The organism is Bifidobacterium pseudolongum subsp. globosum, from assembly GCF_004155535.1.
GTDB lineage: Bacteria > Actinomycetota > Actinomycetes > Actinomycetales > Bifidobacteriaceae > Bifidobacterium > Bifidobacterium pseudolongum_C.
Genome location: NZ_RYUH01000011.1, coordinates 56638 through 71341, shown reverse-complemented (window position 1 = coordinate 71341; position 14704 = coordinate 56638). Strand labels below are relative to the sequence as shown.

Genomic DNA, 14704 nt, shown 5'->3' with positions numbered 1-14704 from the left:
GGTGCGCCCGTCACCATGGTGACGGGCGCACCCTCCTTCCGTTGGGGCGAAAACAGTTGCCGTTACTCGCTCGCGACGGCGTCCAGCACCGGCTGCTTGAGCGCGCGGCGCGCCGGCGAGATGCTCGCCACGAGGCCGACGAGGATCGCGACGATGAGGAACAGCACGAGCTGGTCCCACGGAATCGTCAACGTCGTCATGCCCTGTGACTCGTAGGCTGCTCGGATGACGACACCAGCCGCCACACCCACGACGATGCCGACGATGGTGCCGAACACCGAGAGGATGACCGCCTCGATCGCGAGCATGCCGCGCACCTGGCCATTCGACGTGCCGATCGCGCGCAGCAGGCCAATCTCCTTCGTACGCTCGGACACGTTGAGCGCCAACGTGTTGACGATGCCGAAGATCGCGATGATGATCGACAACGCGAGCAGCGCGTAGATGATCGCGAGCATCGAGTTGATCATCGAGCTCATCGACGACTTGAACTCGTCGCGCGTGAGGACCGAGACCGTGTAGAACGGCTTCACGGTCTCCTTGAGGTCCTTGCCGAGCTGTTCGACGTTCGCGCCGGGCTTCGCCTGCACGTACATCTGCGTGACCATCATCATGTCTTCACTTGTGATCTTCTCCGCGGTCGGCACCGAGACGAAGATGCTGTCCGCATACAGGGAGTCGTCGATGATCGCGCCGATCCTGACCTGCTCCTTCTTCGTCTCGGTCTTCATCTTGACGAACTGCTTCGGGTCGGCGTTCTGTGCCTGTTTGACGACGTCCTCGGCCTCCTTCGCCTTGGCCTGCGCGCCGGAGACGTCGCCGGAGGCCGCAAGTTGCTGCGCTTCCTGCTGCAACGCCACCGCCTGGGACTCGACCTGCTTCTGGTACGCTTCGGACGCCTGCTTCGTGGCCTCTTCGTCGACCGACGTGTTCTCCGATTCAAGCTCGATCACGTCGCCGATCTTCCAATGCTCGTCGTCGGCGACCGTGCGGCCGACCGCAGCTTCGCCGTCTTCGATCGCCTTCGCGGCATCGCCGTCCTGCTGCTCGATTGGTGCGAGCTTCGTGAGCAGATCGGTCTTGATCGCGGCCGTCATGACGTCCTTTTCGGCATTCGTCGCCTCCACGGTCGGCAGCATATACACGGCCGATGAGGCGCCCACGCCCTTGGTGCCCTCGATCGCGTCGACGGCCTTCGTCGAGATCGGCTGTGTCATGCTCGCCGTCATCGCCACATAGTCGGCGTTCACGTTGTTGTCGACGAGGTTGCTCACCGATGTCTTCATCGACGTCGCGACGACGCCGAGGCAGCTGACGATCGCAACGCCGATGAACAGCGCGGCGGCCGTGTTCGCAGTGCGGCGCTTCGCGCGGCCGATGTTGCGCGTCGCGAGCTTGCCGGTGACGGGGAACATCTTTGATGGGATCCAACCGAGCACCTTTGCGGCGGGCGCGACGAACGCCGGCGCGCAGACAATCGCGCCGATGACGACGAATGCCGCGCCAAGGCCGAGCGTCCAGCCGGAACCGAGGTCCTTGAGCCACTGCCAGTCGACCGTCTTCGCGGCGTCGAGGTAGCACAGCACCCAGAAGGCCGCGCCGAGCAGCACCATGGCGATGCCGATCCAGCCGCGGGTCCTGACCGGCTTCTCCGGATTGACCGTTTCGTTCATCGCCTGGATCGGGGGAGCGGTCGCGGCGGTTTTGGCGGGCAGTGTCGCGCCGATGATCGTCACGACGACGCCGACGACCACACCGATGATGACGTCGGTCGCCGATGGCGCGGGGGAACCGGACAGCGGCATGCCGCCGCTTGTCATGCCCTTCGCGATCGCTTCGAGCAGACCCCAGCCGAGCAATACGCCGATGCCGGAGCCGACCAGGCCGAGGATGACGGCCTGAATGAGCACGCTTGCGAACACCTGGGCCGGCGAGGCGCCGACCGAGCGCAGCAACGCGTAGCCGCGCATCGACTCGCGCACGATCATCGTGAATGTGTTCGCGATGATGAACGCGCCGACGAACAATGCGATCGCCGCGAAGATGAGGATGAGCGGCTGGATGAAGCCGAGCTGGTCCTGGATGCTCTTCGTCGCGTCGTCACGCACCGAGTCGCCGGTCACGGCGTGCGCGTCGGCGCTCTTCGGCAGCTCCTTGTTGATGCGGTCGGCGAGCTGCTGCTGCGCCTGCTCGTCGAGCGGCGTCGTCTTGCTGCCGTAGACGCCGATGAACTGGACGCTCGACGTGTCCTCGCCCTCCTGCTGCAGCGTGTGCTCGACGAAGCTCGGGCGGGCGAGGATCAGGATCGCGCCGAGCTGTGTCGATGGCGACGTGAAGACGCCGGAGACTTTCATCTCGTGCACCTCGCCGTCGACGACGAGCTTCGCCGTGTCGCCGGTCTTGAGCCCGGCCTTGTCCGCCGTGTCCTGCAGCAGCGCGATCTCATCATCCGTCTGCGGATATTCGCCCGAGACGAAATGCACGGAACGCCACGGGTCGGTCTTATCGAAGCCGATGACGAGCGTCGGCGCGCCGACCGTCGTCATCGCGTCGCCATTATGGTCGAGCAATACGGCGTTGCCTAGCTGATGCGTCGCGTCGGCGCTTGCCACGCCCTTGATCTCCTCGATGTCGGGGATGATGTCGGCGCTGATCTCATTGTAGGTGCTGTTGTAGCTGGTGACACTGCCCCCGTTCTCCTTCTTCTGCTCGGTCGCGCCGCGCACATAGACGTCGGCATCCGAGTTGGAGCCCATCATCTGCGCGACCTGGTCGTTGAGCATCTCGCGGAAACAGAACGAGCCGACGACGAACGCGACGCCGAGCGCGATCGCAATGATCGACATGATGAAGCGGCGGAAATGCGCCTTCGTGTCTCGTAATCCTATGCGGAACATCGTTTGGCTCAGACCTCCTTGGCGGACTCGACCTCGACCGGGCTGTTGTCCGGGTCGTCGTGCTCGGCGAAGACGGTGAGGATGTCGTCGTAGGTCGGGTGGTCCATGTCCTGTGTGATCGAGCCGTCCGACAGTACGAGCACGCGGTCGGCGAAGCTCGCCGCGCGCGGGTCGTGTGTGACCATCACGATCGACTGTCCGTAGTCGCGCACGGATTTGCGCAGGAACTCGAGCACTTCGCGGCTTGAGCGCGAATCGAGGTTGCCGGTCGGCTCATCGGCGAAAATCACGCTCGGACGCTCCATCATCGCGCGGGCGCATGCGACGCGCTGCTGCTGCCCGCCCGACAGCTGGCTCGGGCGGTGGTCGAGGCGGTTCTCCAGACCGACGACGCCCACGACCTTCTTGAACCAGGTGCGGTCGATTGGGCGGTGCGCGATCTGCAGCGGCAGTAGGATGTTCTCTTCTGCCGTCAGTGTCGGTACGAGGTTGAACGACTGGAAGATGAAGCCGATCTCCTTGCGGCGCAATTGCGTGAGCTGCTTCTGATTCATCGACGAGACCTCGAGGTTCTCGACGAACACCTGGCCGCTTGTGGGCACGTCAAGGCCGGCCATGCAGTGCATCAGGGTCGATTTGCCGGAACCGGACGGCCCCATAATCGCGGTGAGTTCGCCGCGGCGGAAGTCGACGCTCACATGGTTGAGTGCCGTCACCTGGCTGTCGGTGTCTCCATAGGTCTTGTATAAATCGACCGCCTTCGCGACGATCGGATCATTGCTCGGCGCGGGTGCGCCTGTGGTTTTCCTGCTCATATGAACCTTTCCCAGTGATCTGGTGGTAGTGATGATTCGATGCACGGCGGCGCGCCAGACGCCTGCCGTGTGCTTTTCCGTTACCCATTGTCCGCGAAACCGTCTCGATGGAGCCGTGACTGCTGTCACTGTTCTTGGATGGAGCCGTGACTGCTGTCACTGCTCCATCGTGTCCGAAACTTCAACGGGCGGACCGCCCATGACCGCATCGTACCGTATCGGCGTGTGCGGTTTGCCACAATGTCCACGTTCGTGCGGCCGTACCGGGGCCGCCCGTCAAGGACGACTCCAGCTATACCCGATGGCGCACACTCTCGGCGGCAACGCCGCGTTGCACCACGCCCGAATGCCCGCAACCGACGGTTGCATCCGCGTCATTGCAACGATGCTGGGGGACCTCTCGATTCCCCGCCGCGCCGACGTCCGTCTCACAATGTGGGAAGCAGCGGATATGCACACAGCAGTTGCGTGCGCTGCCGAGGACGTATGCGCCGTGGATATGGATGGATATAGTGAGAGGTGGAAACGGCATCGTCGACAGAACAGGGGAGCGGATGGACGCACAGTATACGGTCGAACGGTTCGTCGATTATCTGCGCGCGGCGAAAGGATTGAGCGAACACACCGTCGCCGCCTACCGTTCCGATGTGCTCCAATGCCTCGACGCGCTCGCGGCATCGGGGAAGACGGAGCTCGACGGTGTGACGTTGTCCGACTTGCGGATGTGGATGGGGGAGGAGTCGCACCACGTCTCGAAAAGCAGCCTCGCGCGCAAGACAATCGCGGTACGCCGGTTCTTTGCATGGGCGCTCGAACACGGTGTGCTCACGCACAATCCGGCGTCCGCGCTCAAGACGCCGAAACTGCCGAAGACGCTGCCCGCCGTGCTCAACGAGACGCAGGCAGGGGCGCTTATGGACGAAGCCGACGCCGAAGCCGCACGGGGCGACGACGACCCGCATGCACGCGCGCTCGCACTGCGCGACTGCGCGATGCTCGAAGTGCTGTACGCGACGGGCATCCGCGTCGCGGAACTGGTCTCGATGGACCTGGGCAGCGTGCACTACGGCAACCGCACAATCACCGTCACGGGCAAAGGCGACAAGCAGCGCGTCGTGCCGTTCGGCGTGCCCGCACAGCATGCGCTCGAACAATGGACTGAACAGGGCAGGCCGTGCCTCATGACGCCGCGTTCGGGCAACGCGCTGTTCCTTGGCGCGCGTGGCGCGCGCATCGACCAGCGCGTGGTCCGTGGTGTCGTACACCGCGAAGCGGCGCGTGCCGGTGTGCCCGACATCTCACCGCATGCGCTGCGTCACAGCGCGGCGACGCATATGCTCGACGGGGGAGCGGACCTGCGCGAGGTGCAGGAGATGCTGGGGCATTCCTCGCTGCAGACGACGCAGCGCTATACGCATGTGTCGATCGAGCAGCTCAAATCTCGCTACCAGCAGGCGTTCCCGCGCGCGTAGCGCGGTCGCTGCACGGTGTGGTTGTGGCGCAATTGTGAAGGTTCGCATTGGGTGAACATGGCGCTCGAAGACGGATGCAATCGTTTTCGGGACATATTGGCGTGTGCGGCGACCTCGTAAATCCCGGTAAATAGCGTGCAGTACCTCGTATGATGTTGTGGAATGACAGTGAGTGTTGTGTGAAGAAGCACCTCTTTTGCTCATGGTTTTGCAAACGTTGTTGAAATCTGCGCGCCATACCCGTGTGGCACAATGGTGAGCTATGCAGCAACGGGGTTGACGGAGCGCATATGCGTATGCGCGCGTTCAACCCCATTGCTTTGGTGGATACACCATCCGCATTCCTCAAGGACAGGAGTACAACATGAAGAAGAAGGTCATGGCGATCGCTGCCGGCGTATGTACGCTCGGCATGCTGCTCAGTGGCTGTGGCGGATCCGGCTCTACTGCCTCGGCGGGCAACGTCATCACGGCGTTCAACTCCGAGCCGCAGAACGCGCTCATCCCGGGAGACACCAACGAGACCGGCGGCGGCAAGGTGGGCCAGCTGCTGTTCGCGAACCTGGTGCGTTACGACTCCAAGGGCGAGACCAAGATGGAAGTGGCCGACTCGATCGAGCCGAACAAGGACGCCACCCAGTACACCATCAAGCTCAAGGACGGATGGAAGTTCACGGACGGCACCCCGGTGACCGCCGAGTCCTTCACCAAGTCGTGGAGCTACACGGCCAACGCGAAGAACGCGCAGAAGTGCTCGTCGTTCTTCAGCTCCATCAAGGGCTACGACAAGCTGCAGGACGCCGATTCGCTCAAGGGCGACGAGCAGCTCGAGGGCCTCAAGGTGCAGGACGACAAGACCTTCACCGTCGATCTGAACTCCCCGAACTCGGTGTTCCCGATCATGGTCGGCTACCTGGCGTTCGCCCCGCTGCCGGAGTCCTTCTACAAGGATCCGAAGGCCTTCGGCGAAAAGCCGGTGGGCAACGGCATGTACAAGCTCGACAAGTGGGACCACAATTCCCAGATCGTGCTCACCAAGAACGGCGATTACAAGGGTGAGGATAAGCCGAAGAACGACGGCGTCACCTTCAAGATCTACACCGACACCGATGCCGCCTATGCCGACGTGCAGGCGGGCAACCTCGACGTGATGGACACCGTCCCCGCTTCCGCCACCAAGACCTTCGAATCCGATTCCAAGGTCGAGGCCTACAACAAGGCCGGTTCCGTGATCCAGACCTTCACCATCCCCGCGGGCCTCAAGCACTGGGAGACCAGCACCGAGGAAGGCCAGCTGCGCCGTCAGGCCCTCTCCATGGCCATCAACCGTGAGAACATCGTCTCCAAGGTGCTCAATGGCGTGGGCACGCCGGCCACCGACTTCATCGCGCCTGTGATCCCGGGGTATTCCGATGACCTCAAGGGCTCCGACAACCTCAAGTACAACGAGTCGAAGGCCAAGGAACTGTGGGCGAAGGCCGACGCCATCTCCAAGTATGACGGCAAGCTCACCTTCTCGTTCAACGCCGACGGCGGCGCGAAGCCGATCTACGACGCCATCGTCAACTCCGTGAAGAACACCCTTGGCATCGATGTGGCCACCAACCCCATGCCGACCTTCCAGGAGTTCCGCGACGCCGTCTCGCAGCGCAAGATCGAAGGCGCGTTCCGCACCGGTTGGCAGCCGGATTACCCGTCGCCGGAGAACTACCTGTACCAGCTGTACGATTCGGACGCGGCCGATGGCCACGGTTCCAACGACGGCGACTACAAGAACGCCGAAGTCGACGAGCTGCTCTCCAAGGCGGCGTCCTCGCCGAGCGCCGATGAGCAGAACAAGCTGTACCAGCAGGCCGAGGAGATCCTGCTCGAGCAGCTCCCTGCGATTCCGCTGTACTACTCGAACGCCAACGGCGTGGCCGCCAAGGGCATCAAGAACTTCGAGATGGACTGGCAGAACCAGCCAATCTACGAGAACCTCTCCAAGTGAGACGGCGCTCGCAGTGAAACGCTGAACAAACCGTTCCATGGCAAGGCCCCGCAATCGTCAATGATTGCGGGGCCTTTGTGATGATTGATGCATGAGCTGAACGCTAAGTCAGCGCATGCGGTAGACTTGCTGGGTACTTGTGGACCCCATGGACGGCAGCCGCGCCGACCGCGCACGCCGCCGTGGCCGAACGGGGTCAAGAGGAATAAGGAGAAACCGATGGGCAAATATCTTCTGCGACGCATTCTGCAGATGATCCCTGTGGTTCTTGGTACGACACTGTTGGTGTATGCGCTGGTCTTCGCGTTGCCGGGCGATCCGGTCAAGGCGATGTTCGGAGACAAGCCTGTCAATGAATCCGTCGCCGCCCAGATCCGCGCGGAATACAATTTGGACAAGCCATTCCTGGTGCAGTATCTGCTGTTCCTGAAGAACGCCTTCACACTCGACTTCGGCAACACCTTCTCCGGGCAGCCGGTCATCGACGAGATCAGTCGCGCGTTCCCCGTGACGATCAAGCTCGCGCTCATGGCATTCTGCTTCGAAGCCATCTTCGGATGTGTGTTTGGTGTCATCTCGGGCCTCAAGAAGGGCAAGTGGTATGACTCGGTGATCCTGATCGTCTCGCTGCTGCTCATCTCGGTGCCGACATTCGTCACCGGCTTCCTGGGCCAGTATTTCCTAGGCGTCAAATGGAGCATCCTGCCGGTCACGGCGGGCTCGAACCCGGGCTTCTTCGACCTGCTGATGCCGGCGATGGTGCTGGGATCGGTCTCGATGGCCTACATCATCCGCCTGGCCCGTTCCGAGGTCTCGTCGAACGTCTCGCTCGACTATGTGCGCACGGCGCGCGCCAAGGGCATGAGCAACCGTTCGGTCATCTTCCGCCACATTCTGCGCAATTCGATGATCCCGGTCGTCACCTATCTGGGCCAGGACCTTGGCGCGCTGATGGGCGGCGCCATGATCACCGAACAGATCTTCAACATCCACGGCATCGGTTTCCTGACCTACCAGAGCATCCTCAAGGGCGAAGCCAACATGGTCGTCTCGGTCGTCACACTGCTCACGCTCGTGTTCGTGGTGTGCAACCTGCTTGTCGACATGCTGTATGCGGCACTTGATCCGCGCATCAGGTACGCGTGAGTAAAGGGGTATTGCACATGACAGACATCAATACAACGCTTCCGGGGCAGGAGCGTTACGTCGCCCCGCTCGAAGAGACGCCGCTGCAGACGGTGGACACGGTCGACGAATCCGCACCGGCCACAAGCATGTGGTCCGACGCGTGGCGCACGCTGCGCAGGAACCCGCTGTTCATCATCTCGGCGATCCTCATCGTGTTCATCATCTTCGTGGCGCTCTTCCCGGGCGTCTTCACCAAGACCGACCCGAACTACTGCACGCTCGACGATTCGCTTGAGCCCGCACGCCCGGGGCACCCCTTCGGATTCGACATGCAGGGCTGTGACGTGTACGCGCGTGTCATCTACGGCACACGCACATCGCTGAGCGTCGGCATTCTCTCCACCCTCATCGTCGTGGCGGTCGGCACGCTCATCGGCGCCATCGCCGGTTTCTGCGGCGGCTGGATCGACGCGGTGCTCAGCCGCATCGTCGACATCTTCATGGCCATCCCGATGCTGCTCGGCGCGATCGTGGTGCTGCAGATGTTCCGCACCGTCACCTCGATCTGGAAGGTCGTGCTCGTGCTCGCGCTCTTCGGCTGGGTCTCCACCGCGCGCATCGCCCGCGGCGCCGTGCTTTCGTCGAAGAACCTCGAATTCAACACGGCGTCCACCGCACTGGGCTCCACCCCGATGCGCAACCTGTTCCGCCATATCCTGCCCAACTCGCTTGCGCCGATCATCGTCATCGCCACCACGTCGCTCGGTTCGTACATCGTCTCCGAAGCCACACTGAGCTTCCTTGGCATCGGTCTGCCATCGACGACGGTCAGCTGGGGCGGCGACATCTCGAACGCGCAGTCGATTCTGCGCACCGACCCGATGGTGCTGTTCTACCCGTCCGTGGCATTGGCGGTCACCGTGTTGGCGTTCATCATGATGGGCGATGCCGTCAAGGACGCCCTTGATCCCAAGAGCCGTACGGCGTGAGCTTCGCGAGGTTAAGCAAATGAGTGAGCAAACGAATATCGACGATAAACTCGACCAGCTGCAGCGCGCCGAAGGGCCGCTTCTCGAGGTCAAGGACCTGCAGGTGGACTTCACGACCGACGACGGCCGCGCCGTGCATGCGGTGCGCGACTCCTCGTTCAGCGTCTACCCGGGCCAGTGGGTGGCCATCGTGGGCGAATCCGGCTCCGGCAAATCCACGTCCGCCATGGCGTGCCTGGGCCTGCTGCCGGGCACCGGTAAGGTCGTGGGCGGCTCCATCAAGCTCAACGGCACCGAGATCTCGCACTACACGCAAAAAGAGTTCGTGAACGTGCGCGGCTCCAAGATGGGCCTTGTGCCGCAGGACCCGATGAGCAACCTCAATCCGGTGTGGCGCATCGGCACGCAGGTCAAAGAGGCGCTTGTGGCCAACAACATGGACGTCTCGCACGAAAAGCGCTCCGATCTGGCCAAGGCGCTCGCCAACGCGGACATCGAGATCAAGAGCGAAGGCGACGAGACGTTCCTCGGTTCCAAGGAGCTGCCGGAACTGCTCGAAGCCGCCGAACAGGCGCTTGTGGGCATTGGCGTGGAAGGCGACGCGTTCACGAAGAAGATGGGGTACTTCCGCTCCGAATGGGTGCCGGGCTCCGAAACCCGCTGGCGCGTGGCCGACGACCTGATCAAGGCCGGCGTCAAGGATGACGACGCATGGTACATCGCCAAGAAATACGTCACCGGCTCGTCGATGGAGGACCGCATCGCCGGCCTGCTCGATGAGGCCGGCCTGCCCGATGCCGCCACGCGCGCACGCCAGTATCCGCACGAGTTCTCCGGCGGCATGCGCCAGCGCGCGCTGATCGCGATCGGTCTGGCCTGCCGGCCGGAACTGCTCATCGCCGACGAGCCGACGAGCGCGCTCGACGTGACGGTGCAGAAGAAGATCCTCGACCATCTGCAGGACCTGACCGATTCGTTGGGTACCGCCGTGCTGTTCATCACCCATGATCTGGGTCTGGCGGCCGAACGCGCCCAGCACATCGTGGTCATGTACAAGGGGCAGGTAGTGGAGTCCGGCCCGTCGCTTGAGGTACTGCAGCACCCGCAGCACCCGTACACGAAGCGCCTGGTGGCCGCGGCGCCTTCGCTCGCCTCGCAGCGCATCGTGTCGGTCGAGGAGCATGGCCAGGACGCTTCCGCGATCATGGAGCACAAGGTCAATGAGCAGTCGCTCGAGACGGCGGACACGATCATCGAGGTGAGCCACCTGACCCGCGAGTTCAAGCTCCCGCGCACCAAAGACATGTTCAAGGCCGTCGACGACGTGAGTTTCAAGGTCAAGCGCGGCACCACGCTGGCGATTGTGGGCGAATCCGGTTCCGGTAAGTCCACTGTGTCGAACATGGTGCTCAAGCTGCTTGAGCCCACAAGCGGCACCGTCACGTACAACGGCAGCGACATCGCACAGTTCAAGGGCAAGAGCCTGCTTGACTTCCGCCGCCATGTGCAGCCGGTGTTCCAGAACCCCTACGGTTCGCTCGACCCGATGTATTCGATCTTCCGTTCCATCGAGGAGCCGCTGCGCATCCACAAGATCGGTGACAAGAAGAGCCGTGCCGCGCGTGTGCGTGAGTTGCTCGACCTTGTGGAGCTGCCGGAGTCGGTCATGCGGCGCTACCCGAACGAGCTTTCGGGCGGACAGCGCCAGCGCATCGCGATCGCGCGCGCGATGGCGCTCAATCCGGATGTCATCGTCTGCGATGAGGCCGTGTCTGCACTCGACGTGCTTGTGCAGGACCAGGTGCTCCATCTGCTCAACGATCTGCAGGCCAAGAACGGCCTGAGCTACCTGTTCATCACGCACGACCTCGCGGTCGTGCGCCAGATCGCCGACGATGTGGTCGTTATGCAGCATGGCAAGCTCGTGGAACACGGCACCACCGACGAGGTATTCCTGCACCCGCAGCAGCAGTACACACGCGACCTGCTCGACGCGATCCCGGGCGGCAAGCTCGAGCTCGGCCTCAATCTGGACTGATGGGAAGGGGCGGGTCTCGTGGAAGGACGACCTTCCACGAGACCCGCCCACCATTGTCAGTGCGTTCACCACGCATGAACGGGAGTGGTGGATCCGGCGCACTGGTAGGCTCTAAAGCATGACACTCACAATCACCACCGCGAACCTCAACGGCATCCGCGCCGCCAAACGCAAAGGGGTGAGCAAATGGCTCGCCCGCAACACGCCCGACATCTGGTGCATGCAGGAGACGCGTGCGCCGCAGGAGATCCTTGACGCGATGTTCCAGGACTTCGGCGCGACCTATGTGGAGCAGGGGCGCATCGCCACGCCCGACGACCTGGCCGCCGTGGACGACGTGTGCCGGATCAAGGGGCGCGCGGGTGTGGGCCTTGTCACCGACCGCCCCGTGGAACGCACGCGCATCGGGTTGCCGGGGCTTGACGAAGACGTGGACTCGGGGCGCTGGGTGGAGGCCGACGTGCACACTCCGCAGGGGTACGAGATCACCGTGGTGTGCGTGTATGTGCACGCGGGCGGCGACGGTGACGACATCAAGGAAGTGCAGAAATACCGCTTCCTTGACGCGATGACCGAACGCATGCGTGAACTGCAGGACATCGCGGCGTCCGGCGGCAACCAGGCGGTGATCTGCGGCGACTTCAACATCGCGCACACGCCGATCGACCTGAAGAACGCGAAGGCCAACATCACCACGCACGGCTTCCTGCCCGAGGAGCGCGCCTACATGGACCGCTGGATCGGACAAATGGAGTATGTGGACGTGATGCGCGACCTTGCCGGCGACATCCAAGGGCCGTATACGTGGTGGAGCCAGCGCGGCCGTGCCTTCGACAACGACGCCGGCTGGCGCCTCGACTACCAGTTCGCCACGCCCGAGCTTGCGCTCACCGCACGGGGATTCCGTGTGGACCGCGCCGAGGAATGGTTCAAGCGGTGGTCCGACCATGCGCCGCTGACCATCACGTACGACGTCTGACGCACAAGACCGCGCATGCAGGCCATGGATGTTTGGTGCAGTAACCGGGCGCGGCGTTCCATGCAATCACTCATGCGCCCTATACTGAACTGGAAGTAGTGATTGACTATTGCCAATGGGCTGCCGGTGGCCATGCGCGCCGCCGGCGGCCCGCAACGAAATGAGGATATATGGGACTGTTCGGGTTCGGCAAGAAGAAGAAAAACCGTGAGGCCGAGGCCATCGCCTCGCAGACCGAAGACATGGCGAAGGAAGACGTCCGGATCGACAACGAATCTCAGCAGGGCGATGATGCCGCGGCTGGCGAGCGCATGACGGGGCAGATCCCCGAAGAGACGAGCATGACATACGAGGGCCGCGGCGAAGAGTACGGCCCGTGGGACATCGACGAGGACAACGCCCCTGATTTCGACGAATACATGTCGCTCGGCGCGTTCTACATCCCGTTCGTGCGTGGCATCCAGCTGCGCATCAAGGCGAGCCGTGCGGACAACACGCTGCTCGGCGCGACGGTGACGATCGGGCGGTCGAGCCTTGAGCTTGAGGCGTTCGCCGCGCCGAAGACGCTCGGCCTGTGGGACGACGTGCGCGAGGACCTGCTCGAAGGCAACGCCAACGCCAAGGAAGTGCCCGGCATTTTCGGAGCCGAGATCGAACTGCCCGTCAAGCTCGACAACGGCAAGGTGCACACCACGCGCATCGTGGGTGTGGACGGCCCGCGTTGGATGCTGCGCGGCATCTTCTCGGGCCCCGCGGCCGAGGACCCCAAGTCGCCGGAAGCGGAGATCCTCAACCGCTTCTTCTCCGACATCGTCGTGGACCGCGGCGAGGAGCCGCTCGCCCCGCGCGATCTGATCCCGATGGCACCGCCGCTCACACCGAACGAGCGCCGCGAGCGTGACGCCGCACAGCAGGACGGCGAGGGCGCACAGCTGCCTAGCAAGCCGGAAGGTCCGTTCAACTCCGACCAAGAGACGGAGACGAAGACGACACTGTCGCGCGGACCGATGTTCTCGGAACTGCGTTGATGGGCAACGACCGCAAACGCACCGGACTCGGCGCGCTCGCACAGGCCGGCGACGACGATTTCTCGGTCATCACGGCCATCGGCGGCCCGCGCGGCGTGGTGGAATCCATGCTGCCGGGCTTCCTCTTCGTCGTCATGTTCGTCGTCACGTCGAATCTGCAGCTCACGATCATCATGTCCGCGGCGCTCGCCGTGCTGCAGGTAGTGGTGCGGCTGTGCCAACGCCAATCGGTCATGGGTGCGCTCAGTGGCTTGGCGGCGGTCGCGATCTGTCTGATCTGGGCATGGCGTACCGGTGAGGCGCGCGATTACTACATGTACGGGTTCCTCACGAACGCCGCCTACATCGTGCTGTTGCTCGTCTCGCTCGCCGTGCATGTGCCGGCGCTCGGGTTCCTCATCGAATTCATCCGCTCGCTGCCCACTGAACACTTCAGACAGTGGCTCGACGGCTGGCGTTCCGACAAAGGGCTCGTGAAGGCCTACACGATCGCCACGTGGCTGTGGCTCGGTGTGTTCGCATTGCGCCTCGTGGTGCAGGTGCCGCTGTACATGACGAACCACGTGGGCTGGCTCGGCACCGCACGCCTGCTGATGGGCCTGCCGTTCTGGGCACTGGCCATCTGGGTCACCTATCTGATTGTGGCGACGCCGATGCACCGCCACAAGATGCGTGAACGCGCGCAGCTCGAAGAGATTGCAGAACATCCCCACGCGTCGAACAGCGCGCAATGAGCACATGAGCAAAGGCACAAGATACACCATGGGCAACGGAATCCTTCTCAAGCTGGCGGTGGGCGTGTGCTGCGCGCTCGCCGTATTCGGCCTCGCCGCATGCACACCGCGCGGCGCAGCCGTCGGCGACACACAGCAGGAGCAGGCGCCGGCGCATGACAACGTGCCGGGTGCACGCACGACGATCGCGCTGATCGGATCGCCGCACGCATCCAATGCGGACACACTTGCAGTGAATGCGCTGGATGCGGACGATGACTTCGACGTCGTCTACACGGCCACGGCAGGCCTCGACGACCCGGGCGCCACGGCGCGCCAAGCGGTGCTCGACGCGGTGGCACGACGCGTCAACCTCATCATGATCAGTGATTTCACCGAGGGGGAAGAGGGCGCGTGGAGCCAGACGCTCGGCAAGGCGCGTGAAAGCGGCATTCCGGTCGTGTTGCTCAATCCGGAGGGCGAGCCCCACGACCCACTGCTGTATGCCGCGGTGTTCCGCGTCAACGACCGCATGATGGATGCGGTGCCGCTCGCCAAGGCCGCCGACACGGTGATCCGCGACGAGCCGCACGACCGCGAGATGATGGTTACGACGATCACCGCCACCGAATAGACACACGACAACAGACAGGAA

Annotated in this window: 11 protein-coding genes; 9 read left to right on the top strand and 2 right to left on the bottom strand. The window is 63.2% G+C overall.

Translation table 11 applies throughout. The features are described from left to right. Positions 1–62: 62 nt before the first annotated feature. Both PG2093B_RS06220 and PG2093B_RS06215 read right to left on the bottom strand, forming a co-directional pair. The gene (locus PG2093B_RS06220; RefSeq protein ID WP_129897759.1) at positions 63–2897 is read right to left on the bottom strand and encodes an ABC transporter permease; all 2835 of its coding nucleotides are present in this window, start codon (positions 2895–2897) and stop codon (positions 63–65) included. Positions 2898–2905: 8 nt separating this feature from the next. Then, positions 2906–3712: an ABC transporter ATP-binding protein gene (locus tag PG2093B_RS06215; RefSeq protein WP_129897758.1), complete on the bottom strand. Its 807-nt coding sequence runs from the start codon at positions 3710–3712 to the stop codon at positions 2906–2908. Between the two features lie 554 nt (positions 3713–4266). Between PG2093B_RS06215 and PG2093B_RS06210 the strand changes: the two genes are divergently transcribed. The 9 genes from PG2093B_RS06210 (at position 4267) to PG2093B_RS06170 (ending at position 14683) form a co-directional block, all read left to right on the top strand. Then, positions 4267–5184, top strand: a complete 918-nt coding sequence (locus PG2093B_RS06210) for a tyrosine recombinase XerC (protein WP_129897757.1) — start codon at positions 4267–4269, stop codon at positions 5182–5184. A 364-nt stretch (positions 5185–5548) separates the two neighbouring features. Next, positions 5549–7174, top strand: coding sequence for a peptide ABC transporter substrate-binding protein (locus PG2093B_RS06205; protein WP_129897756.1), 1626 nt, complete (start codon positions 5549–5551; stop codon positions 7172–7174). Between the two features lie 219 nt (positions 7175–7393). Further along, positions 7394–8320, top strand: coding sequence for an ABC transporter permease (locus PG2093B_RS06200; RefSeq protein ID WP_129897755.1), 927 nt, complete (start codon positions 7394–7396; stop codon positions 8318–8320). A 17-nt stretch (positions 8321–8337) separates the two neighbouring features. Then, a complete protein-coding gene (locus PG2093B_RS06195) occupies positions 8338–9291 on the top strand; it encodes an ABC transporter permease (protein WP_101429902.1) in 954 nt (317 codons plus the stop codon). Positions 9292–9310: 19 nt separating this feature from the next. Continuing rightward, positions 9311–11329 carry a dipeptide ABC transporter ATP-binding protein gene (locus PG2093B_RS06190; RefSeq protein ID WP_129897754.1) on the top strand — a complete coding sequence of 673 codons (2019 nt, stop codon included), beginning with the start codon at positions 9311–9313 and terminating at the stop codon, positions 11327–11329. 118 nt (positions 11330–11447) lie between these two features. Next, the gene (locus PG2093B_RS06185; RefSeq protein WP_129897753.1) at positions 11448–12308 is read left to right on the top strand and encodes an exodeoxyribonuclease III; all 861 of its coding nucleotides are present in this window, start codon (positions 11448–11450) and stop codon (positions 12306–12308) included. 170 nt (positions 12309–12478) lie between these two features. After that, the gene (locus tag PG2093B_RS06180) at positions 12479–13336 is read left to right on the top strand and encodes a DUF3710 domain-containing protein (RefSeq protein WP_129897752.1); all 858 of its coding nucleotides are present in this window, start codon (positions 12479–12481) and stop codon (positions 13334–13336) included. Then, positions 13336–14070: a DUF3159 domain-containing protein gene (locus tag PG2093B_RS06175; RefSeq protein ID WP_129897751.1), complete on the top strand. Its 735-nt coding sequence runs from the start codon at positions 13336–13338 to the stop codon at positions 14068–14070. Before PG2093B_RS06180 ends, PG2093B_RS06175 begins: the two co-directional genes overlap by 1 nt. A gap of 4 nt (positions 14071–14074) precedes the next feature. After that, the gene (locus PG2093B_RS06170; protein WP_207215002.1) at positions 14075–14683 is read left to right on the top strand and encodes a sugar ABC transporter substrate-binding protein; all 609 of its coding nucleotides are present in this window, start codon (positions 14075–14077) and stop codon (positions 14681–14683) included. Positions 14684–14704: the final 21 nt, after the last annotated feature.

Excerpts from the sequence above, each read along its gene's own strand:
- PG2093B_RS06220 (WP_129897759.1), bottom strand. The coding sequence starts at position 2,897 with ATGTTCCGCATAGGATTACGAGACACGAAGGCGCATTTCCGCCGCTTC.
- PG2093B_RS06185 (WP_129897753.1), top strand. The coding sequence starts at position 11,448 with ATGACACTCACAATCACCACCGCGAACCTCAACGGCATCCGCGCCGCC.
- PG2093B_RS06215 (WP_129897758.1), bottom strand. The coding sequence starts at position 3,712 with ATGAGCAGGAAAACCACAGGCGCACCCGCGCCGAGCAATGATCCGATC.
- PG2093B_RS06210 (WP_129897757.1), top strand. The coding sequence starts at position 4,267 with ATGGACGCACAGTATACGGTCGAACGGTTCGTCGATTATCTGCGCGCG.
- PG2093B_RS06180 (WP_129897752.1), top strand. The coding sequence starts at position 12,479 with ATGGGACTGTTCGGGTTCGGCAAGAAGAAGAAAAACCGTGAGGCCGAG.
- PG2093B_RS06205 (WP_129897756.1), top strand. The coding sequence starts at position 5,549 with ATGAAGAAGAAGGTCATGGCGATCGCTGCCGGCGTATGTACGCTCGGC.
- PG2093B_RS06170 (WP_207215002.1), top strand. The coding sequence starts at position 14,075 with ATGAGCAAAGGCACAAGATACACCATGGGCAACGGAATCCTTCTCAAG.
- PG2093B_RS06175 (WP_129897751.1), top strand. The coding sequence starts at position 13,336 with ATGGGCAACGACCGCAAACGCACCGGACTCGGCGCGCTCGCACAGGCC.
- PG2093B_RS06190 (WP_129897754.1), top strand. The coding sequence starts at position 9,311 with ATGAGTGAGCAAACGAATATCGACGATAAACTCGACCAGCTGCAGCGC.
- PG2093B_RS06195 (WP_101429902.1), top strand. The coding sequence starts at position 8,338 with ATGACAGACATCAATACAACGCTTCCGGGGCAGGAGCGTTACGTCGCC.
- PG2093B_RS06200 (WP_129897755.1), top strand. The coding sequence starts at position 7,394 with ATGGGCAAATATCTTCTGCGACGCATTCTGCAGATGATCCCTGTGGTT.